This window comes from Novosphingobium terrae (genome assembly GCF_017163935.1).
In the GTDB taxonomy this organism is placed as follows: Bacteria; Pseudomonadota; Alphaproteobacteria; order Sphingomonadales; family Sphingomonadaceae; genus Novosphingobium; species Novosphingobium terrae.
This window is the reverse complement of the sequence record NZ_JABVZR010000002.1, coordinates 294,503-314,985: the sequence shown is the minus strand read 5'-3', so window position 1 is coordinate 314,985 and position 20,483 is coordinate 294,503. Positions and strand designations below refer to the sequence as shown.

Below are 20,483 nucleotides of genomic sequence, written 5' to 3'. Positions count from 1 at the left end.
GGGCTATAGAGGCCTGCACGGGCGGCACCAGAGCATTTTTGTGTGACAATCCATCAGCCCCGGCTGGCAAAAGGCCAGCGCACCATGGTGCAGCCCTTCCAGCCGTAGAACAGGATCAGCGCGTAGCAGGGGATGGCGAGGGCATAGGCCTGCTGCATCACCGGCAGGGCATGGCTCAGCTGGCCGAAGAGCAGGGGGATCAGCGCGCCGCCCGAAATGGCCATGATCAGCAGGCCCGAGGCGCGCGCCGTGGCTGCGCCCGCGCCTTGCAGCGCCAGCGGCCAGAGCGTGGGCCAGACCTGAGCATGGGCCAGACCCATGGCGGCGACGAAGAAGACGGGATCGGGGATGGGGGGCAGGCCGCTCCAGCCCCACAGGTTCTGCGAAATGGCCATGGATTGCGGCGAGGAGAGCATCACGCCGCAGGTCATTGCCAGCCCGGCCACGCCCGAGATGCGCAGCGCCGTGCGCTGAGAGATCACGCGGGGGATCAGCAGGATGCCGAGGATATAGCCCAGCACCATAAAGCTCATCGTATAGGAGGTGAGCGTCAGGAATTTGGGAAAGCCCAGATGGGCGCCGAAGACGCCGATGGTGTCGCCCGCCATCACCTCCAGACCCATATAGCCGAACAGCGTGATCACGCCCAGGATCAGGCGGGGCTGGTCCATCAGGCGGGCATCGCCCCGATCGGTTGCGGTGTTGGGGGGGTGAACTTCGGGCAGGGGCATCACGCGGATAAAGCCCACCAGCACCAGCAGGATCGCGGCCATGGCCAGATAGGGCAGGATCAGCTGCCGGGCCAGCATCTGGCGGATGTCAGGGGTGAGGCCGGCCTTTTCGATCGCCCCCAGATCGCCCAGCCGGGCGAGCACCACCGAGGCGAAGACCATCGGCACGATGGCGCCCGCCGCCTTGTTGACGATGCCCATGATGCTGATGCGCCGCGCCGCGCTCTCTGGCGGTCCCAGCAGCACGATATAGGGGTTGGAGGCGGTTTGCAGCACCGTCAGCCCCGATCCCATGGTGAAAAGCCCCAGCAGGAACAGCGGAAAGCTGGCCAGCAGCGCGGCGGGAATATGGATCAGCGCGCCGCCCGCAATGATCGCCAGACCCAGTGCCATGCCGCGCCGATAGCCGGTGCGTGCCAGCAGGCCCGAGACGGGCAGGGCCATCACCGTATAGGCGATGTAAAAGGCAAAGGTGACAAAAAAGGCCTGCGAAACATCGAGATCGCAGATGATCCTCAGATAGGGGATCAACGAGCCGTTCAGCCAGGTGACAAAGCCGAACACGAAGAACAGCACGCCGATGATGACGATGGCCAGCGGCTGCGCCCTGGCGTGCGGCAAGGGGGAGGTGCTCATGGCTGTGGACCTCCGGTGGCGGCGGCAAGGGTTGCGGCATGCTGCCAGTCGGGGTCGATCCAGACGGGTGTGCCCTCCACGATGGTGGCGCGCACGCGATGACCGGCATCCATGATGGCCAAATCGGCCTGCTTGCCTTTGGCAAGGCTGCCTGTGGTCTCTGCCAGCCCCAGAAAATGCGCCGGAGCGAGCGAGGCCATCTCCAGCGCATCGCGGAAGCTGAGGCCCACTTCGCGCACCATGCGCTGCACGGCATTGTCCAGCGTCAGCGTGCTGCCCGCCAGACCGCCCGCCGGGGTTCGCGCGACACCTTGAGTGACTTTCACATCCATCTCGCCAAGGCGGTAATCCCCATCATGGAGCCCGCCCGCGCACATGCAGTCGCTGATCAGCATGACCTCCTCGGGCTGTTTGAGGCGGGTGATCATCGAGAGGATCGCGGGATGGAGATGCACGCCATCGGCAATCACCTCCACCGTGGCTGGGTGCAGCATCACCGCCCCCGCGCAGCCCGGATCGCGGTGATGGATGCCGCGCATGCCGTTGAAGACATGGACGCCGCCGCTGGCGCCTGCCTCCAGCGCCGCCATGGTCTGGTCATAGGTGGCGTCCGTATGGCCCAGCACCATGCGGATGCCTTGCGAGACGGCGTAGCGGATGGTTTCCATGGCGCCTTCGCGTTCGGGGGCGAGGGCGACGACCTTCAGACTGCCGCGCGCGGCCTGCTGCATCTCGGCAATGCGTTCGACGGTGGGGGGCAGGAAGAAGGCTTCATTATGCGCGCCCTTGTGGACCTTGCTGAAGAAGATGCCTTCGCTGTAGGCGCCCAGCAGCCTTGCGCCGGGCAGGGCAGGGCCGGCCATCACCTCGCCCACCATGGCCAGCGCGTTCAATGTGCGATCCCAGGCGGCGGTGGCGGTGGTGGCCAGAAAGCCCGTCACGCCATGCTGGGCCAGAGAGGCCGAAATCTCGCGCAGGGCGGCCGGATCAGCATCCATCACATCGCAGCCCTCGCGGCCATGGATATGGATGTCGATCATGCCCGGCGCGATGATGGCATCACCCAGATCGAGCGTAGGCCGGCTTTCGCCCTCACCCTCGCCAAGGCCCGCGATTTTCCCGTTGTCTATGGTGATGGTGGCATTGCTCAGATCGCTGTCATGGGCGATGATCTGAGCCGCCCGCAAGGCATAATCCATCATGGTTCCAGTAAGCTGGCGAGAATGGCCGCACCGCGCACCCCGCTTGAATCCCCGAATTTGGCCCGGACCACCGGCGGCGAGGCCAGACCGGAGAACAGATGCCCGGCAATGGCTGCGGGCAGCCCCGCGCAGACCTCCTCGATCAACGAGAGCCCGCCGCCCAGCACGATGATGTCCGGGTCGCACAGCTTCACGATGTTGGCGAAAGAGGCACCCAGAATGTCCAGAAAGGCATCGCGCGTGGCCAGCGCGGCCCTGTCGCCAGCGCGCCATGCGGCGGCCAGAGCGCGGGAGTCTGCCACATCGGCCCCGAAACAGCGGGCCAGAGCGATCAGGCCTTCGCCCGCGACATAGGCCTCGAAACAGCCGGGCAAGCCGCAGCCGCAGGTCAGGATGGGCAGGTCATATGTTTGCTGCAGGGCAGCGGGCAGGGGCAAATGGCCATATTCCCCGGCGAGGCCGCGATGGCCGTCCTCGACATGGCCGTCGATCACCAGACCTCCGGCGGCGCCGGTGCCCAGGATCGCGCCGAAGACCACGCGATGGCCTTCACCCGCACCGCCGCGCGCCTCGGACAGGGCAAAGCAGCGCGTGTCGTTGAGCATCGCCACCGGGCGGCCAAGGCGCTGGGCCATATCCTGCGCCACCTTGTGGCCCGTTACGCCGGGAAGGTTGGCACATAGCGCCCGGCCTTCGCGATCGGTCAGGCCGGGCATGCCCAGACCCACGGGAGCCTTGCCGCCGAAACGGGCATCGGCCTCTTCGATCAACTGCGTCAGCGCCTGCGTAAAGGCGCCGTAATCATGGGCAGGCGTGGCCAGCCTGCGGCGCTCGACAGCTTCGAGCGCATCATCGAAGGCCACGAACTCGATCTTGGTCCCGCCGATATCGATGCCGTAGATCATGCGGGAACCCGCCCATACCGTTGCACCATCATATCCCATCTCATGATGCCGACCGAGGTATCAGCCCCGGTCGGCATGGGTTCCAGATTGATCAGAAGACCACGCGGCCCGTCAACACGAAGCGGCGTTCCTGCTGAAGCAGGCTGGCCGGTTCCTTCGCGCCATTGTCGAGCAGGATATACTCCTTGCGCTGGGTGTTGAGCAGATTGTTCACATCGAAGCCCAGCTGGAAGAAATGGGTGACGGGCACATTCATCGAGAAGTCCATCTGCCCATAGCTGCGGATGTAACGCTGGGCCCCGAATTGCGCGCCCACCGCATCGTCACGCAGATAGGTGCTGCGCCAGGCATAGGCGAGGCGCATGTCCACGCCGTGGCGGTCGTAATACAGCACCGCATTGGCGCTGTGCTTGGACAGGCCGGGCAGCGCCGTGGTGCGCGTGCCATCCGCCGCGATGGTGACATTCGACTGGCTGTCGGCGAAGGTGTAGTTCAGAATGCCGCCAAAGCCGCTCAGCGCGCCGGGCAGGAAGTAGAAGGGCGATTGCAGCCCTGCTTCCAGACCCTTGATGGTGGCGTGATTGCCATTGGTCGGCTCGGTGAAGGCGATGACGCCGGTGGTGGGCAGGCCGGTCAGCTGATCGGGGAAGGTGGTGGTCTGGTTGACCACCGTTTCCGAGATCAGATTGTCGATCTCCTTGGCGAAACCGGTCAGCGTCAGCAGCGAGCCCTTGTGGAAATACCATTCGAAACCAACATCCTGCTGGTCAGCAGTATAGGGCTTCAGATTGGGATTGCCGCTGGTGCCGGTGCGCGGCCCGGCATTCACGATCACCGAGGAGCTGAGCTGGTCGAGCGTGGGCCGCGTCATGGCGCGCGAATAGGTGGCGCGCAGCAGCAGGTCTGGCTTCAGCTCATAGCGCGCGTTGATGGCGGGCAGGAAGTTGGTGTAGCTGCTGCGCGTATCGCTGGGCGTGGGCGTGGTGCCGATCAGCGATGTGCCCTGCGAATGCGTTGAGGTGGACACGATCCGCACACCGGCATTGACCGAGACCGGGCCGAATTCGAAATTGCCCTGCACGTAACCGGCATAGGTGCGCTCCACCACATGGTAGCTGGCCAGCGCATCCTGCGTGGGATCGTCATAGAACTGGCTGGAATCGGTGTAGGGATCGAGGCCGTTGTAGAAGGTGCTGGCCACCTTGCTGATGTCCACCGACAGGATGCGCGAAGGCGTGCTGGCGCCGTTCACCGAGAAGGGCAGGGTGGTGGCCACCGCACCCAGCGTGGGCGTGTTGGTGCCCAGCAGGCTGTTGCCCTGATACAGGCCGACATCCTTGGTCACCTGTGTCGACCGGCGATCGGTATAGCGCACGCCCCATTGCAGGCTCTTGAAGCCGGGAATGTCGAAGGTGTTGGTGAAGTCCAGATGGGCGACGTTCTCATCGATGCTGTCGTCAGTGCGATCGAAGATGAAGACGTTGAATTTGTAATCGTTGGGGTTGGTCGAGAAGTCTGTCGCGGTCGAGGCGAAGCTGGGGGCATCGCCATTCACATTATAGGTGATGTTGGCGCCGTTGATCGCGAAAGAATAGAGGTCCAGCTCGGCGCGCGTTTTCTGATGGGCGTGGCTGAAGCCGGGTTCGATGGTCAGGTGATCGCTGGGCGTCCATTTGGCGCGCAGCGTGGCCTGATAGACCGTGTTGGTCTGCGGCTGATAGCTGTAGCCCACGCGGTTCTGGATGTTGCTGAAGGTGCCGGAGGTGACCGCGCCATTGCTGATGGTGTAATTGGTGGGCACCTGATTGCCCGCGCTGCTGGTGCCATCGGCGTAATAGGTGGTGCCTTCGATGGGGGCATCGGGGCGGTCGTCGATTTCCACGCCGCTCTTGCGGGCGTAGAGGAAGTCGGCGGTGATCTCCAGCTTGTCGGAGGGGCGGCCCTGCACGGCGGCGGTCAGCCCGTAATTGTCGCGCTTCTGCTGATAGGAATAATAGGCCGAGGTGCGCGGCGTGGCCGCGTTGAGCAGATCGCTGGGTGCTGTGGCCAGAGCCTGAGCGCTGGCGATGTTCTTGAAGGCGACCCAGGGGCCGTAATCGACCTCATTGGTCTGGAAGTTGGTCTTGGAATAGGCGCCGGCAATGGTGATGCCGAAGCTGTCATTCCAGTTCTTGCTGATCAGACCGAAGACGCGCGGCATGGTTTCGCCGCGATCGCCAATGGTAAGGCCGCTGGTGACTGTGGCGCGGAAGCCGGGAATATCAAACGGCTTGGGGGTTTCTTCCTTGATCGTGCCAGCCAGACCGCCCTCGACCGTCTTGGCCTGGGGCGATTTCTCGACGGTGATCTTGGAGAAGAGTTCGGGCGCCAGCACGCTGAAGTCGAAACCGTTGAGCGCGGTGCCGCCGTTGATCTCGCTGCGGGTGAACTGGGGGCCAAGGCCGCGCAGATTGATGGTCTGGCCCTCGCCGGTCACCGAGCGGTCGATGGTGATGCCGGGCACGCGCTGCAGCGATTCCGCCAGATTGTTGTCGGGGAACTTGCCGATGTCTTCGGCGGAGATCACGTCCTCGACATTGATCGACTTGCGCTTGTCATTAAGCGAACGTTCGATCCCGGCGCGCAGGCCGGTGACGACGATGGGAGCGCCGCTGTTGCTCACCGCCTGAGCGCCCAGCGAAGGCGTATCGCCCTGCGTTTGCGCGTCACTGGCCTGCGCGGCGGCCTGACCCGCGAACAGGCCCGTCAGCACCGGCAGGGCCATGCCTGCCACCATCAGCCTCAGCGCCTTGCGTTTATGCGCACTGCTGGTGTGCCCGGCACCCAGCTCTGCCTTGAAACCGCCCATCGTAGTCCCTCCGTTGGATGCAGCTTGGTTCCCGCCCGTTGAACCCCGTATCAGGCCTGCGCTGCCTCCTTGCAGCGCTTGCCCTGAGAGTTTGATGCCGGTCGAGTGATCCGCCCTGATGTTTCGTTCATCATTGTCTGTCTCAAATATGACTTCGTTTTATACTTGGTGTCAAACAGAAAGATAACGAAACTTCGAGTCTCGGTTGAAAATGGGGCAAATGCCTGTTATTCAGGGTTTCGTTTTGAAAACAGGACTCCACAGCATGATCCGTGACACCAGCGAGCGACGCCAACAGATCAGCACGCTGGTGAAAGAACGCGGCAGCGTGCAGGTGGCCCCGCTGGCCGAGCGTTTCGGCGTCTCGATGCAGACGATTCGCAAGGATTTGCGCTATCTTGAGACACGCGGCGTGATGGAGCGTTCCTATGGCGGGGCGATCAGCGCGGAGGCGGTGAATGTCACCGCCGAGCCTGCGGTCGAAACGAAACGCTCCAGCCATGCCGATGAGAAATCGCGCATCGGCAAGCTGGCAGCCGCCATGGTGCGCCCGGGCGATTCGATCGTGCTGGATTCGGGCACGACCACCTTGCAGATCGCCCGCCATCTGCCCGACGACAAGGATATCACCGTCCTCACCAATGATCTGGATATCCTCAACGCGCTGGCGGATAAGGAAAATCTGAATGTGGTGATGCTGGGCGGCATGCTGCGCCGCAAGAACCGCGCTTTCTACGGCGCGCAGACGGTGGCCGCGCTGGACGAACTGCGGGTCGACAAGCTGTTTCTCGGTGTCGATGGTTTCGACATCGAATGCGGCATCACCACGCATTACGAGCCCGAGGCGATGCTCAACCGCAAGATGGTGGAAGCCGCGCGCGAGGTGATCGCGGTGACGGATGGTTCGAAATTCGGCAAGGTCTGCCTCCATCGCATCATCCGCATCGAGAACATCCACCATCTGGTGACCGAGCCCCAGGTGCCAGAGGACGTGCGTGCGGCCTCGGAGCGCTTGGGCTTCAAGCTTCACAAAAGCTGAGCGGAACGCCCGACGATCAGCCGGGCGTCAGTTCCACTGTCAGCACTTCAAACGGCGCCAGCATGATGGTTGCGGGGCTGCCGGTGCTGAGTGAAGCGGGCAGTTTCGCCCCGCCTGACCAGATCACCTTGGCCGCATAGCTGTCAGCCGCACCCTTCGGCAGTTCCAGAGCGCGCGCCACATCCAGCAGCAAGGCCTGCGGGCGATTGTCCGGATTGCGCAGGGTGATGATCGATTTGCGAGGGCTCCACGCCGCCCAGCCATAGGCGTCGAGATGGCCCGGATCGCCCCCGATCCAATGAGTATCCTTCAGCACTTCGGCATTGTCGCGAGACCAGCGCGCGGCCTGCGCCAACAGGTCCCAATTCTGGGCCGAAAGCAGTTTCGGTGTGATGTAGAGTTCCTGCAACTGCGTCCCGCTGCCGAAATAGGAATGGACTTCATTGCCGAAAGCGTTGGTCGGGTCGGTGTCCAGCCCCATGGCATGCTGGGCGTAGATAATCCCATGCAGCATCAGCGCGTTAAGCGGAAACAGCCGCCCGCCGATCACATCGGTCTGATAGGTCTGGGCATCGCGATAGGTCACCCAGCGCTCACGCGAGGGGCCGACGCCTGCGAAATCATGATCCGCCCCGCCGCGCCAGATCGTGTCCGCATAGCGCAGCCATGCGGGCGAGGGATAGGTGCCGGTGGTCAGGTTGATAAACAGGTCCGGCTTGGCCACGCGCAGATCATGGATCAGATCGAGCGCGGCATCGAAATCGCTGTTGAAGCGGCTGCCCGGCACCACCTTGTTGGCATTGCCCGTACCGTCGAATTTGAACTGGTTGACGCCCTGTTTCTCGATCAGATCCATCGCAACCTGATGGAACCGCTCGTAATATTTGGGGCCTGACAGAGCGAAGCCGCCATCGATGGTCTCATAGCGCTGCCCCGCTGCCGCAATGCGTTCCAGCTTGGGCTTGTCATAACCGCCCCAGGGCGAAAGCCAGATGCCCGGCGCCGCGCCGCAACGCTGGGCAGCATTGCGCAAGGAAACGAAACCTTGCGGGAAGGCCTTGGAGAAAGACCAGTCGCCGCTGCGATCGTCCCAGCCATCGTCAAACAGGAAGGAATCCAGCTTGACCTGCCGTTTTCTGGACAATTCCTCGCAAAAGGTCCCGATCCGCTCCACCGCTTCATCGGCGGTGTAAGGCGTCATAAAGCCGATATCGTACCAGCTGTTGTAATGCAGGAAGGTGCGATAGGGATGGGCGCGCTCTTCCTCCAGATAGGTCTGGAAATCGCGGCGCAGCTGGCCCGGTGCTGTCGCCCCCACCGCCGCGCTGTAGGTCACGGATTTGCCCTTTTGCAGGGGCAGGGCGCGCTCGATCCATTGCTCGATGGTGGGATGCTCCACCTCTGTATGGCTTTTGGCGAGCGGGTTCTCGAACTGGATATAATCCGGGCCGATAACCGCTGGAGAGCCGTCGACACGCCCGATGATCTCGGCGCCGGGCGCGCTCGCATCGAAGAGATCGATGCGGGGGATCGCCTCATCCTGCTTGAGCGCGGTGACGGTGAGTTCGCCGCGGGCATAGGCGGCTTCGGCGCTCTGGATCAGGCGCCATGTCACGCGGAAGCGGCCTGCCTTATCGGTAAAGCTGGTCTCGATCTGGCTGCGCTGTCGGCGTTCCGCCGCGCGCGAAGCGCCCGGAACGGGCTTGATGATGGAAAGCTTCGGGGCGCCGTCCATCACCAGATCGGCGGGTGTTAGCACGGTGCCGTCGCCCAGATGCAGGGCGAAAGGCGCCGTGATCGCGATGGTCTTGTTGTTGAGCCGATCAAGCACGCGCATCTGCGCGAGATGCCCGTCCTCCTGCCAATCGAGCGCCAGCCTGTCATTGCCGAAGGTGCCGGCATGCGCGAAAGACGCGCCCATCAGCCCGGTGGAAAGCATCAGCACTGCCATCTGTCGCATCGATTTGGCGACCATTCTTATTCCCCCAAGCTTCTTGATTGGCGCTTACCCCAGCGGGTGAATGCGGACCCCTTGCACCACGCGGTTGACCGCGCCGCTGGCATTGGGCTGATCCGGCGTGCGCCCCAGCCTGAGCGAGCAATGCAGGCCAAACAGCTGAGCGGGAACGATATAGGGAAACAGCAGATCGGCATCGCCCAGAGCCTCGGCGCCCGGCACGCGCAGCACGATGCCCGGCGTATCCTGAGCCGCCACCGCCAGCACAGCGGCGCAGAGGCCATCGGCGCGCAATTCCTCTATGATATCAAGATCATAAAGGCGGGTCAGCGGATCGTTCGAAACAAACACCACCACCAGCGTGCGCGCTGTCACGATCGTCTTCGGCCCATGGCGGAAGCCCAGCGAGGAATCGAACATGGTCGGGATCGCGCCATCGGTCAGCTCCAGCAGCTTGAGCGCGGCCTCGCGCGCCAGCCCCTGAAACACGCCGCTGCCCAGATAGACCACGCGGTCGAAATCCTGCGCTGCCAGATCGGCGGCCACGGCATCCGCAGCGGGCAGCACGGCATCGACAGCAGCGGCAATGGCCGCAGTGCGGGCATCCATCCGGTCGATGCCGGTCAGGATCGACAGCGCCGAAAGCATCATGCCGCTGAAGCTGGAGGTCATGGCGAAGGCGCGGTCATGCGTTTCCTCGGGCAGCACCACGATATGGGCATTGTCCGCATTGCGCTGAGCCAGCGCGCCCTGAGCGTTGCAGGTGATCACCAGATGGCGCACCTGCGGCAGCAGTTGATCGGCCAGATCGACCGAGGCGACGCTCTCCGGACTGCTGCCCGAACGGCCGAAGGACACCATCAGCGTCGGGTGCGCGGGATCGAGGTAGAGATGCGGTGCGGCCACGATCTCGGTGGTGGCAACGGCTTCGACGCGGCGGCCCAGCTTGGCCGAAAGCCAGGGGGCAAGGCATTCGCCGATAAAGGCCGAGGTGCCCGCGCCGCACAGCATGATGCGCAGATCGGGCTTGGCAAGGAAGGGCGCGAGGAAGGCGTCGATCCCGGCCTGTTCTTCACGCAGAATGGCATGAGTCGCGCGCAACGTCTTGGGTTGCTGCAGGATTTCGCGGCGGGTCCAGCTTTCGGTCGATGCTTGAGCGGCGGCGGTGGAGGTGTCAGGCATCGGGGTTGCAGGCTCCATGATAGGCATCGAGGGTGGCGCCGATATGGGCGACGACCAGATCAATCGGATCGAGCGTCGCTTCACCAGCCCGGACGGCGGCATAAGCGACAGGAAGATATTGGCTGAGCAAAGGCAAGGGGGGCTGATGCTCACGCAGATTGTCGAACAACTGCTGCTGGGCCTGCGCGATTTGCGCGTCGGGCCAGTAATAGCGGATGCGGTCGCTCAGACTATACTGCAACTGCAGGCCCAGCGCATCGCCGCTTTCGTGGTAATAGCGCTGCCAGTTGCCCGGCTCGGCCTGCATGCGGGCGATGGCGGTGTCGCGCAGATTCGCTCGCTTTGTTTCGGTTATGGTTTCGCGCTCGATCGCATCGAGCGCCCATAGCGCCTCACGCAGCGCAAAGGTCACGCCGGGGCCGACTTTCAGGATGGCGAAATGATCGCGTACCAGCGCGGCCAGCGCCTCGGGGGGCTGATAATCGGTGGAATGCGCTTCAAAAACAATATGATCGACCGGAACGATGGCATCGCTCAGCGCGGTGGCGGCCTCGGGGCGGTAATCGACCACCTTCATATGATCGAATTCCACGCCGGGCTGAACCACCGTGGCGATCACGCGGTCCCAGGCCGCGCCCAATCCGCTGCTGCGGAACAGCGTGAGATGCATGTCCAGCGTGGCCAGCGCGGCCTCGGGCGAGGTGACGGCCAGCGTGTCGAGATCCTCTGCCGCGCCGCCGGGAACGGGCACTTCCGTGCCGATGACATAGGCCGGAGCGCCGGCGGGATCGCCTTCGTAAGCCTGTTCCGCAGCCTTGCAGAGGCGGGCGGCACGTTCGGCGATGGTGCGTTCGGGCAGGGGGGCGGGATCATCGGCGCAGCTCATCGAGCAATCGAGATGGATCTTGCTGAAACCGGCGCGCACATAATCGGCCACCATGATTTCGGCTTTTGTCATGGCCTCTTCGGCGCTGAGCGCGGTCCAGGCATTGGGGCCGAGATGGTCGCCGCCCAGCACCAGACGGTCGAGAGGAAAGTCGGTTTTTTCAGCGATTGTTTCGACAAATTTGCGGAAATCGGCCGGAACCATGCCGGTATAGCCGCCATCCTGATTGACCTGATTGGAGGTCGCCTCGATCAGCACCAGCGGCGCATGCACGCGCAGCGCATGCTTGAATGTCGCCTCGATCACCAGCGGATGGGCCGAGCAGACGGAGGTGATGCCGATGGCGTCGCCATTCTTGTGGCGGGTGATCAAATCGCGAATCAGATGCATCGAAACGCTCCCTTCGCCGGGATTTCTATGATGCCAATCGCGCCTGCGCAATAAAAAACAGCAAAACGAAACTTTCTATGTCCGGCGCAGCCTCATTCCTTTCCTGTTTCAAAGCGCTGCGGTCTGGAACAGCCCGGTGATCCAGTCGAGAAACACCCGCACCCGATGCGCCAATTGCCGGTTCTGCGGGTAAAGCGCGGAAAGTGGCGTGGGGCTCGGCGGAAAGGCGCCCAGCACCTCGACCAGCCTGCCTTCAGCCAGATCCTGCGCAAAACGATAGCGTGGGGCCTGCACCAGCCCCCAACCGCGCCGCGCCAGATCGGCCATCGTGTCCGAATTGTCGACGGTGATCCGCGCGGGCAGGCGCAACTCCCTAAGGTGCCCCTGCTGCATGAATTCCAGGGGCAGCACCTCGCCCGTGCGTGACGAAACGAAACCGATCATCTCGTGTCCGGCCAGATCGTCGGGCGTGGCGGGCATGCCGTGTTTTTCGATATAGGCGGGGCTGGCAACAGTGATCTCGCTGATCACGCCCAGACGGCGCGAGATCAATCCGCTGTCAGCCAGTTGCCCGGCGCGGATCACCACATCGACCCCCTCGCGCACCAGATCGACCAGCCTGTCGCTTTGGCCGAAATGCAGGTCGATGCGGGGATAGCGGTCGAGAAAATCGGGCAGGTGCGGCAGGAGAAAGGTGCGCGTGATCAGCCCATGGGCATCGACGCGCAAAAGCCCATGCGGCTCGGCATTGCGCAGCGCGCCTTCGGCCTCCTCCAGATCGGCCAGGATCGCCAGACAGCGCCGGTAATAGTCCTGCCCATCGAGCGTGGCGGCGACATGGCGCGTCGTGCGGTCCAGCAGGCGGGCGCCCAGAGCGGCCTCCAGCGCCTTCATGCCCTCTGTCGCGGTGGAGCGCGGAATGCCCAGATCCGCAGCAGCGGCGGTAAAGCTGCCCCTTTCCACCACGCGCACGAAGAGGCGCATCCGGTCTAGACGGTCCATCATATTATTCGTGATAACCGAATTATGATGGCAAGTCTTGCCTGATTATCCGGGCCATCGGTGCCGCTATCTCCTGCTCATCAGCCAAGGAGAGAGTTCATGATCCATCAGCATCAGCGCAGCGCCATCGTCACCGGCGGGTCCAAGGGCATCGGCGCGGCCATCGCCCAGCGCCTCGCCCATGACGGTTTCGCCGTCACCGTCAATTACGGCCATGACCGTGAGGCCGCCGACACCATCGTCAAGACCATCATCGCTCAGGGCGGACAGGCCATCGCGGTGCAGGCCGATCTGGGCGATCCCAAAGCGATGACTGCCCTGTTCGATGCTACCGAAGCGGCGTTTGGCCGGGTCGACGTGCTGGTCAACAATGCCGGGATGATGAAGCTGGCCCCCATCGCCGAGATGGAGGATGACGCCTTCGAACAGCAGGTTGCGCTCAATCTGGGCGGTGTGTTTCGCGGCATGCGTGAAGCGGCCCGGCGGCTGCGCGATGGCGGGCGGATCGTCAGCTTTTCCTCCAGCGTGGTGGGGCTCTATCAGCCCGGTTACGGCGTCTATGCCGCCACCAAGGCGGGCGTTGAGGCGATGACCCATATCCTCGCCAAAGAGCTTGGCCAGCGCGGCATCACCGTCAATGCCGTGGCGCCCGGGCCGGTCGAGACCGAACTGTTCCTCAAGGGCAAGAGCGAGGCGCAGGTCAAGGCCATCGCGGGGATGAACCCCTTCGGGCGCCTCGGTCAGCCTGACGACATCGCCAGCGTGGTCGCCTTTCTGGCCGGGCCTGATGGTGGCTGGGTCAGCGGCCAGACCATCCGCGCCAATGGCGGCGTGATCTGAAAAATCCTTATCGGAAAGGAGACGTCCCATGTCCTTGATTGCCCTTGTCACCGGCGCATCGAGCGGCTTTGGCCGGATGATCGCGCGCGATCTCGCCCATGCCGGGCATACGGCCTATGCCTCGATGCGCGGCACTGCCGGAAAGAACGTGCAGGCCGTGGCCGACAATGATGCCTATGCCGCGCAGCATGGCATCGACCTGCATGCCATCGAACTGGATGTGCAGGATGAGGCCTCGATCAAGGCCGCGGTGGAGGCCATCATCGCCCGCCATGGCCGCATCGATGTGCTGGTGCAGAATGCCGGCCATATGGTCTTTGGGCCGTCCGAGGCCTTTGCCCCCGAGCAACTGGCCCAGCTTTACGATGTGAATGTGCTGGGCGCCCAGCGCGTCAACCGGGCGGTGCTGCCACATATGCGTGAGCGCAAACAAGGCTTGCTGGTCTGGATTTCCAGCAGCAGCGTGGCGGGCGGTGTGCCGCCGCTGCTGGGGCCTTACTTTGCGGCCAAGGCGGGGATGGATGCGCTGGCGGTCAGCTATGCCAGAGAACTGGCGCCGCTGGGGATCGAGACATCCATCATCGTGCCGGGCGCCTTTACCAGCGGTACCAACCATTTCGCCCATGCCGGATCGCCCGGGGATAGGGCCGTCGAGCAGGCCTATGTCGCCAGCTATCCGCCGCAGTTTTCGGCCCATTTGCTCGATGCTTTGGCGGCCACCGTGCCAGCTGACGCCGATCCGGCAAGCATCGGGCAGGCGGTGGCCGATGTGGTCGGCATGGAGCACGGCACGCGCCCCTTCCGCCTTGTGATCGATCCGGCCAGTGACGGATCAGAGGTCAGCTTCGCGGTGATCGACAGAGTTCGCGCCGAATTTTTGCATCGCATCGATCACGCCGACCTTCTTCATCCCGCGCGATAAAGTTTCCAACCACCCAACAGGAGTAAAACCCATGCCATTTGCCAATTTCAAATTCCCTCAGGCCGCGATGAACAAGGCTCAGAAGGAAGAGCTGGTTCACCGCACCACCGCCATGCTGGCCGAATATTTCGGCGAGGGCGCGAAAGCCCACACGATGGTGCTGATCGAAGAGGTGCCGGACGGCGGCTACGCCCGCTCTGACGAGGTCTTCATCATCCCTGAGGCCTATCGCGCCAGAGACTGAACGCTTTCCTTCCGCGTTCACACGGGCTGCCCTTGCCGATGCAGGGGCGGCCCTTTCCGCTCAGTCCCCGGCCTTGGCGGAAGCGGGTGAGGCTTGCCCCTTGAAGGGGGCGCGGCTGAGGGCATTGCCGCTCGCTGTCGCCTTGGTCAGCAGGGCCAGAAAGGTGGCCTGTTCCTCAGGCGCCAGCAGCGCGAGCAGATCCTCCTGCACCTTCTCCACCCAGCCCGAGGCCAGAGCGATCATCTCATGCCCCTGCGTCGTCAGCCGCAGGACGCGGGCGCGGCGGTCATCGGGGTTGATGCCGCGCTCGATCAGGCCGCGCTGCACCAGCCGGTCGATGACCGCGCCCAGCGTGACGCGGTCATAGGCGATCATGCCCGCAAGGGTCTGCTGATCGAGATCGGGGTGATCCTGCAGCGTCAGCAAGGCGGCATATTGCACCGAGGTGAGATCGAGACCGGCCTCGGCCATGCGGGCGCTGAAACGCCCCATCGATATTTGCTGGAGGCGGCGGATCAGATGTCCGGGCATGGTTTCCAAATGGCTCATGGGAAGCGCTCCTAAAGCCATTTCGATGCGGAGGGAATTGTTCGATCACGCAGGGGCGACTGGCTCCGGCTTGCGCATCACGCCCTCGAAAAAGGCGGAGAGATCGCTGACGCCATCGAGCGGCAGCACCTGCGCGACATATTGGTCCGGGCGCACGAGGATCATGCAGCCCTGCTCGCGATCGATGCCGCGCAGGGTGAAGATATCGGCGGCCGGGTCGACGCAGAAGGCCTTCTCATAATCGCGCAGGGCGAACTGGCCTTTGCGCGGCCACAGCAGGTCGGGCAGATCGTCCATGGACAGGGTCTGGTGGCCCTGCTGCATAATGGCGCGGACATCGAAGAGGCTGTCCGGATCGGCATCGGGGGCGGTGTAGGCCACCAGCGGCGAGCGGGTATCCCGCGCCAGCCAGTCGCAGAGAGTCAGCAGCGCCGATCCCGGCTTGAGCCCCGCCTTGTCGGCAAAGAGATAGAGCCGCCAGCGCGCATCGGCAGCCGCGACATGCCCCAGATGCATGGGCCTGGCATCGGCCAGACGGATCACCGGCGCGGAATGGAAGCGCATACCGACAGGGAAGCCTTCGGCCAGCCCCTGATGGGCGCGGCTTCCGGTCAGCAGGGAGGGCTGATATCGGGTCGCCGTGCCCGCCGTAAAGCGCCCCTGCTTGACGAAATAGCGCTGGAATTCCGCCGGATCGACGCCCTCTTCATCCGGGGCGGTCTTGGGCTTGGCGCTGAACATGGCGGCGAATTCCCGGTCGAAGTCGATCAGCTCCCGGGCGATGGCCTGCCGCTCCGCCGAATAGCTGTGCAGCAATTCGGGCTCTGCCTGACCGCTCAGCACGGCGATCAGCTTCCAGCCGAGGTTGAAGGCATCCTGCATGGAGACATTCATGCCCTGACCCGCTTTGGGGCTGTGCGTATGGCAGGCGTCCCCGGCGATAAACACGCGCGGCAGGCGATGGGCTTCCTGCCCGGCGGGCACATCGTCGAACTTGTCGCACAGGCGCTGGCCGATCTCATAGACCGACCACCAGGCCACCTCCTTCACATCCAGAACATAGGGCTGGAGGATGCGCTGCGCTGCCGCGATCAGCTTGTCTGCGGTGATGTTTTTCGCGGCAACGCGCTCCTGCGCGGCCAGCTTGTCGAGTTCGATGTAGAGGCGCACGAGATAGCCGCCTTCACGCGGGATGATCAGAATGTTGCCGTCATGGGCCGAATGGATCGCGGCCTTGAGGCGGATGTCGGGGAAATCGGTATAGGCCAGCACATCCATCACGCCCCAGGCCTGGTTGGCGGATTCCCCGCGCAATTCGCGCCCCATGGCCTTGCGCACCTTGCTGCGCGCGCCATCGCAGCCGATCACATAGCGCGCTCGGATGGTTTCGACCGGCGCATCATCGCTACCATCGGCGGCCCGCAAGGTGACGGAAACGGGCGCGGCGGGGTCCTCGGGAATGCTCAGATCCGCCACTTCGAGGCCGTAATCCGGCTCAAGTCCGCTCGGCGCATTGCGCATGGTTTCAAGGTAGAAATCATGCACCCGCGCCTGATTGAGGATGACGTGCGGAAATTCGGACAGACCCTCTTCCGTGTCGCGGATGCGCCCATGGCGCGCGATGCGCCCGGCATGGGTGTCATCGGGCTTCCAGAAGGTGGTCTCATTGACCCAATAGGCCTCGCGGGCCACGCGCTCGGCAAAGCCGAAGGCGTTGAACATCTCCATCGTGCGGCAGGCGATCCCGTCGGCCTGACCAAGCTGGAGCGGCCCTGCCTTGCGCTCGACAATGCGGGTGCGGATCGCGGGGAAACGCGCAAGCTGAGCCGCAAGCGTCAGCCCCGCCGGGCCGCAGCCGACGATCAGCACATCGACATCGTGGGCGGCGTGATCGCTGGGCGTCCTGTCAGACACGGACGGATCGCCGGTTCGAAATCCATTGAGGTGGAATTGCATCGTTTCATCCTCTCGCAAGCGCTGTTTCGCGCCGGCCCGCTGTCGAGCCCATACAAAATATGTAGTATACTACCTATATGGAAGTCAACGCCCCGACTTAAGTCGCAGGCGGTGTTGCGCGGGGAGGCCGGATGGCCGCCGATCCGGCCCGGGCTAGGTCTATCCGCGTGACGGACCTTGCCGGCGCGTCAACCAAGCTGCTCAAACTTTGCTTCAAGGTTTTTAGGCAATTTTAATCCCGGGATCACGCTGTCTCGATGGGGATCGAGGGGCGAAACGGGGGTTCAACACATGGAGATGACCTGTCTTGCAGGCGGGAGGCGGCGTGGCCGTGCCTCGCGTCTTTTGCTGCTGTTGAGTGGGCTTGCGAGCATGGCGGGGGCCGCTCAGGCGCATCCCGTGCTGACCACCGATTTGATCTCTCAGGAGAATGCGGTGGCGGTCGAGGGAGGGCTGGGCGCCGCGCCGGCGCAGCGGCGGCTCGATGTCGCTTTCGTCAATCTGGACAACAATGCGGGCCGCCTGCGCTATGGCGTCACCTTCCAGTATGGCACGGTGATGGTGGTCAATCCCAACGACTATATCGGGCATGAGGCCGATCACCGCAGCCTGCGCGTGGACCGCGAGATCTATGTGGGCGCTACCTCCAGCCTGCGGGTGCATGGGCAATGGCGGCTGGTGGCGGGTGCGGGGGCGCTGCAACTGCGCATGCATGACGGTTTCGATGACAGCACGCGGCTGTGGTTCCTCAATGAGCCGGAGCTGATGGGCTGGCGCAGCAATGTGGGGTTGCAGCATCCGCTGGGGCCTCTGGTGATGACCATGGGCTGGCAGATGACGCGCTATCCCGGGCAGCGCCAGGGCGATCCCTCGCAGCCGACGCGGGGCTCTTCCAGCCGGATCGGGCTGGACATCACCACGGCGCTTTGAGGGTTCTTCATTCCGACGGTCGGATGGGGCAAATGGCGACTATGAGATAATATCACGCCTTGCCAAGAGGGGCGGAAAGGCCGACACCGCAAAAGGTTAGGCCACGTCAGGCCCTGCTGCTCCAGATTGAAGGATTGATCGATGCCTCACCCTGCCTCTCGCCTGCGTCGGGCGCTGCTGGCTGCTGCCCTGTGTGGTTTGACATCCTGTGGCTGGTCCTCGCTGGCTTTTGCCCAGAGCGGACAGGCCCCGACCTACCAGCCCCGCGAGACTTTCGCGCCTTTCGATATGGGGCAGGCGGTCAATCCCTATCGCTCGCCCAATGGCCTGCCGGGCCCGGCCTATTGGCAGAACCGCGCCGATTACGCGATCCATGCGAAGCTGGATGAGAAGGGCGCAGGACAGGGGCCGATCCTCTCGGCCAGCGAGGACATCGATTACACCAACAACAGCCCCGATACGCTGGATGTGCTGTGGGTGCAGCTCGACCAGAACATCTACAAGGCCGACAGCCGGGGCAGCTTCGCCGGAGGACGCCCGCGCCCGGCCTCCACCGATGGCTTTGTGCTGGATGGGGTGGAAGTCGAAACGAAAAGCGGCTTCATTCCGGTGCATTCGCTCGTCAGCGATACAAGGCTGCGGGTGGATCTGCCTGCCGCTCTGGCGCCCAAGGGCGGCAAGGCGAAGCTGCGCATCCGCTATCACTTCGCGATCCCCGGCAAATGGGGCGGGCGCATGTCATGGGGCGTGGCCAAGGATGGGCCGATCTATGATATGGCCCAGTGGTATCCGCGCATGGCCGTCTATGACGATCTGCGCGGCTGGGACACTCTGCCCTACATCGGGCAGGAGTTCTACCTCGAATATGGCAATTTCGACTATTGGGTGACGGCGCCCGGCACCATGCTGGTGGCAGGGTCCGGCGAGCTGATGAACCCGCAGGAGGTGCTCACCGCCACCCAGCGCGCGCGGCTGGAGAAAGCCCGCAGCAGCGACGCCACGGTGATGATCCGCAGCCCGCAGGAAATCACCGATCCCGCCAGCCGCCCCAATCCCGGCGGCTCGCTGACATGGCACTTTCACATGAACGACACGCGCGATGTGGCCTTCAGCGCTTCATCGGTCTTTGCGTGGGATGCGGCGCGGATCAACCTGCCCGGCGGCAAGACCTCTCTGGCCATGTCCTTCTATCCCGCTGAAAGTCAGGGCAATGACCGCTGGGGCCGCTCGACGGAATATGTGAAGGATACGGTCGAGCGCATGTCGCAGCGCTGGTCGGTCTACCCGTGGCCTGCGGCGATCAATGTGGCGGGGCCGTCCTCGGGCATCGAATATCCCGGCATCGTGTTCGACGGCATCGAGGATGCGGGCAAGACGTTGTTCTGGATCACCGCCCATGAGATCGGCCACAGCTGGTTCCCGATGATCGTCGGCTTCGACGAGCGCCGCGACGCCTGGATGGACGAGGGCTTCAACACCTTCATCGACACTTATGAATCCGACGATTTCAACAAGGGCGAGTACGCTCCCAAGCGTGACAGCGAATTCGCCCCGGGCGGCGGCAATCCGGTCGATGAAATCCTGCCCACGCTGGCCGACCCTGCCGCCCCGCCGATCCTGAGCCGCGCCGACACGATCATCGAGAAATACCGCCACCCGGTGACCTATTTCAAATCGGCGCTGGGCCTCAAGCTGCTGCGCGAGGAGATCCTCGGGCCAGACCGTTTCGATCCCGCCTTCCGCCGCTTTATCGACGCCTGGCGTTTCAAGCACCCCAAGCCCGCTGATTTCTTCCGTGCCATGGAAAGCGAGAGTGGCGAGGATCTGAGCTGGTGGTGGCGCGGCTGGTATCAGAACAACTGGCAGCTGGATCTGGGGGTCGACAGGATCACGCCTGATGCCGCCAAGGGCAGCACCGCGATCACCGTTGCCAGCCATGACAGGCTGATCATGCCCGTTACCTTGCGGGTGGACTTCCGCGACGGCACGCATCGCGATTATCGCCTGCCTGCCGAAAGCTGGATTCGCCAGCCCTTCACCACCATCACCATCGAGCCGGGCAAGCAGGTCGCCCGCGCCACGCTGGACCCTGAACACCGCATCCCAGACCGCGACCGCAGCAATGACAGCATGGTGGCGCCGGGGCAGTAACTCCGGGAGGCAGGCGGTCATGGGGGCGCCTGCCTGTCTGCAAGGGTGGCGGTAAAATCGATGGCAAGGCGCGGCGATGTGGTGCAGACATGGCCATGCTCCGACGTTTCCGC

The 20,483-nt window shown here is 63.7% G+C and carries 16 protein-coding genes; 6 read left to right on the top strand and 10 right to left on the bottom strand.

What is annotated here, in order from left to right:
- Positions 1–53: 53 nt before the first annotated feature.
- The 4 genes from HGK27_RS19990 to HGK27_RS19975 all read right to left on the bottom strand — a co-directional run bounded on the left by HGK27_RS19990 (position 54) and on the right by HGK27_RS19975 (position 6,322).
- Complete coding sequence (locus HGK27_RS19990) at positions 54–1,367, bottom strand: sugar MFS transporter (protein WP_206244601.1); 1,314 nt, start codon at positions 1,365–1,367, stop codon at positions 54–56.
- A complete protein-coding gene (gene nagA / locus HGK27_RS19985) occupies positions 1,364–2,569 on the bottom strand; it encodes an N-acetylglucosamine-6-phosphate deacetylase (protein WP_206244600.1) in 1,206 nt (401 codons plus the stop codon). Before nagA ends, HGK27_RS19990 begins: the two co-directional genes overlap by 4 nt.
- Complete coding sequence (locus HGK27_RS19980) at positions 2,566–3,474, bottom strand: ROK family protein (protein ID WP_206244599.1); 909 nt, start codon at positions 3,472–3,474, stop codon at positions 2,566–2,568. Before HGK27_RS19980 ends, nagA begins: the two co-directional genes overlap by 4 nt.
- Positions 3,475–3,565: 91 nt before the next feature.
- The gene (locus HGK27_RS19975; protein ID WP_206244598.1) at positions 3,566–6,322 is read right to left on the bottom strand and encodes a TonB-dependent receptor; all 2,757 of its coding nucleotides are present in this window, start codon (positions 6,320–6,322) and stop codon (positions 3,566–3,568) included.
- A gap of 265 nt (positions 6,323–6,587) precedes the next feature.
- On the opposite strand from HGK27_RS19975, the gene agaR reads away from it, so the two are divergent.
- A complete protein-coding gene (gene agaR, locus HGK27_RS19970) occupies positions 6,588–7,361 on the top strand; it encodes a transcriptional repressor AgaR (protein WP_206244597.1) in 774 nt (257 codons plus the stop codon).
- A gap of 16 nt (positions 7,362–7,377) precedes the next feature.
- Here agaR and HGK27_RS19965 read toward each other — a convergent pair whose 3' ends face one another.
- The 4 genes from HGK27_RS19965 to HGK27_RS19950 all read right to left on the bottom strand — a co-directional run bounded on the left by HGK27_RS19965 (position 7,378) and on the right by HGK27_RS19950 (position 12,778).
- The gene (locus HGK27_RS19965; protein ID WP_206244596.1) at positions 7,378–9,336 is read right to left on the bottom strand and encodes an alpha-galactosidase; all 1,959 of its coding nucleotides are present in this window, start codon (positions 9,334–9,336) and stop codon (positions 7,378–7,380) included.
- A gap of 30 nt (positions 9,337–9,366) precedes the next feature.
- The gene (locus HGK27_RS19960; protein WP_241127658.1) at positions 9,367–10,500 is read right to left on the bottom strand and encodes an SIS domain-containing protein; all 1,134 of its coding nucleotides are present in this window, start codon (positions 10,498–10,500) and stop codon (positions 9,367–9,369) included.
- The gene (locus tag HGK27_RS19955) at positions 10,493–11,776 is read right to left on the bottom strand and encodes a D-tagatose-bisphosphate aldolase, class II, non-catalytic subunit (protein ID WP_206244594.1); all 1,284 of its coding nucleotides are present in this window, start codon (positions 11,774–11,776) and stop codon (positions 10,493–10,495) included. The genes HGK27_RS19960 and HGK27_RS19955 overlap by 8 nt, the downstream gene beginning before the upstream one ends.
- 108 nt (positions 11,777–11,884) lie before the next feature.
- Complete coding sequence (locus HGK27_RS19950) at positions 11,885–12,778, bottom strand: LysR family transcriptional regulator (protein WP_206245440.1); 894 nt, start codon at positions 12,776–12,778, stop codon at positions 11,885–11,887.
- A 99-nt stretch (positions 12,779–12,877) separates the two neighbouring features.
- Here HGK27_RS19950 and HGK27_RS19945 point away from each other — a divergent pair, with 99 nt between their 5' ends.
- From HGK27_RS19945 to HGK27_RS19935, 3 genes are read left to right on the top strand one after another with little or no spacing between them, the layout of a single operon-like run.
- Entirely contained in the window at positions 12,878–13,618 is a 741-nt protein-coding gene (locus tag HGK27_RS19945; RefSeq protein WP_206244593.1) for an SDR family oxidoreductase, read from the top strand.
- A gap of 28 nt (positions 13,619–13,646) precedes the next feature.
- A complete protein-coding gene (locus HGK27_RS19940; protein WP_206244592.1) occupies positions 13,647–14,540 on the top strand; it encodes an SDR family oxidoreductase in 894 nt (297 codons plus the stop codon).
- A 31-nt stretch (positions 14,541–14,571) separates the two neighbouring features.
- Entirely contained in the window at positions 14,572–14,784 is a 213-nt protein-coding gene (locus HGK27_RS19935) for a tautomerase family protein (protein ID WP_206244591.1), read from the top strand.
- A gap of 60 nt (positions 14,785–14,844) precedes the next feature.
- Here HGK27_RS19935 and HGK27_RS19930 read toward each other — a convergent pair whose 3' ends face one another.
- The gene (locus HGK27_RS19930; protein ID WP_206244590.1) at positions 14,845–15,333 is read right to left on the bottom strand and encodes a MarR family winged helix-turn-helix transcriptional regulator; all 489 of its coding nucleotides are present in this window, start codon (positions 15,331–15,333) and stop codon (positions 14,845–14,847) included.
- A gap of 45 nt (positions 15,334–15,378) precedes the next feature.
- Entirely contained in the window at positions 15,379–17,289 is a 1,911-nt protein-coding gene (locus HGK27_RS19925; RefSeq protein ID WP_206244589.1) for an FAD-binding monooxygenase, read from the bottom strand.
- Between the two features lie 372 nt (positions 17,290–17,661).
- Between HGK27_RS19925 and HGK27_RS19920 the strand changes: the two genes are divergently transcribed.
- Entirely contained in the window at positions 17,662–18,219 is a 558-nt protein-coding gene (locus HGK27_RS19920) for a hypothetical protein (protein ID WP_206244588.1), read from the top strand.
- 141 nt (positions 18,220–18,360) lie between these two features.
- Positions 18,361–20,370 (top strand): M1 family metallopeptidase, encoded by a 2,010-nt coding sequence (locus HGK27_RS19915; protein ID WP_206244587.1) that lies wholly within the window; start codon positions 18,361–18,363, stop codon positions 20,368–20,370.
- The last annotated feature ends 113 nt before the right edge of the window (positions 20,371–20,483 follow it).

Bases quoted from the DNA above. Each gene is read 5' to 3' on its own strand.
- HGK27_RS19990 (WP_206244601.1), bottom strand. From the start codon at position 1,367: ATGAGCACCTCCCCCTTGCCGCACGCCAGGGCGCAGCCGCTGGCCATC.
- nagA (WP_206244600.1), bottom strand. From the start codon at position 2,569: ATGATGGATTATGCCTTGCGGGCGGCTCAGATCATCGCCCATGACAGC.
- HGK27_RS19980 (WP_206244599.1), bottom strand. From the start codon at position 3,474: ATGATCTACGGCATCGATATCGGCGGGACCAAGATCGAGTTCGTGGCC.
- HGK27_RS19975 (WP_206244598.1), bottom strand. From the start codon at position 6,322: ATGGGCGGTTTCAAGGCAGAGCTGGGTGCCGGGCACACCAGCAGTGCG.
- agaR (WP_206244597.1), top strand. From the start codon at position 6,588: ATGATCCGTGACACCAGCGAGCGACGCCAACAGATCAGCACGCTGGTG.
- HGK27_RS19965 (WP_206244596.1), bottom strand. From the start codon at position 9,336: ATGGTCGCCAAATCGATGCGACAGATGGCAGTGCTGATGCTTTCCACC.
- HGK27_RS19960 (WP_241127658.1), bottom strand. From the start codon at position 10,500: ATGCCTGACACCTCCACCGCCGCCGCTCAAGCATCGACCGAAAGCTGG.
- HGK27_RS19955 (WP_206244594.1), bottom strand. From the start codon at position 11,776: ATGCATCTGATTCGCGATTTGATCACCCGCCACAAGAATGGCGACGCC.
- HGK27_RS19950 (WP_206245440.1), bottom strand. From the start codon at position 12,778: ATGGACCGTCTAGACCGGATGCGCCTCTTCGTGCGCGTGGTGGAAAGG.
- HGK27_RS19945 (WP_206244593.1), top strand. From the start codon at position 12,878: ATGATCCATCAGCATCAGCGCAGCGCCATCGTCACCGGCGGGTCCAAG.
- HGK27_RS19940 (WP_206244592.1), top strand. From the start codon at position 13,647: ATGTCCTTGATTGCCCTTGTCACCGGCGCATCGAGCGGCTTTGGCCGG.
- HGK27_RS19935 (WP_206244591.1), top strand. From the start codon at position 14,572: ATGCCATTTGCCAATTTCAAATTCCCTCAGGCCGCGATGAACAAGGCT.
- HGK27_RS19930 (WP_206244590.1), bottom strand. From the start codon at position 15,333: ATGAGCCATTTGGAAACCATGCCCGGACATCTGATCCGCCGCCTCCAG.
- HGK27_RS19925 (WP_206244589.1), bottom strand. From the start codon at position 17,289: ATGCAATTCCACCTCAATGGATTTCGAACCGGCGATCCGTCCGTGTCT.
- HGK27_RS19920 (WP_206244588.1), top strand. From the start codon at position 17,662: ATGGCGGGGGCCGCTCAGGCGCATCCCGTGCTGACCACCGATTTGATC.
- HGK27_RS19915 (WP_206244587.1), top strand. From the start codon at position 18,361: ATGCCTCACCCTGCCTCTCGCCTGCGTCGGGCGCTGCTGGCTGCTGCC.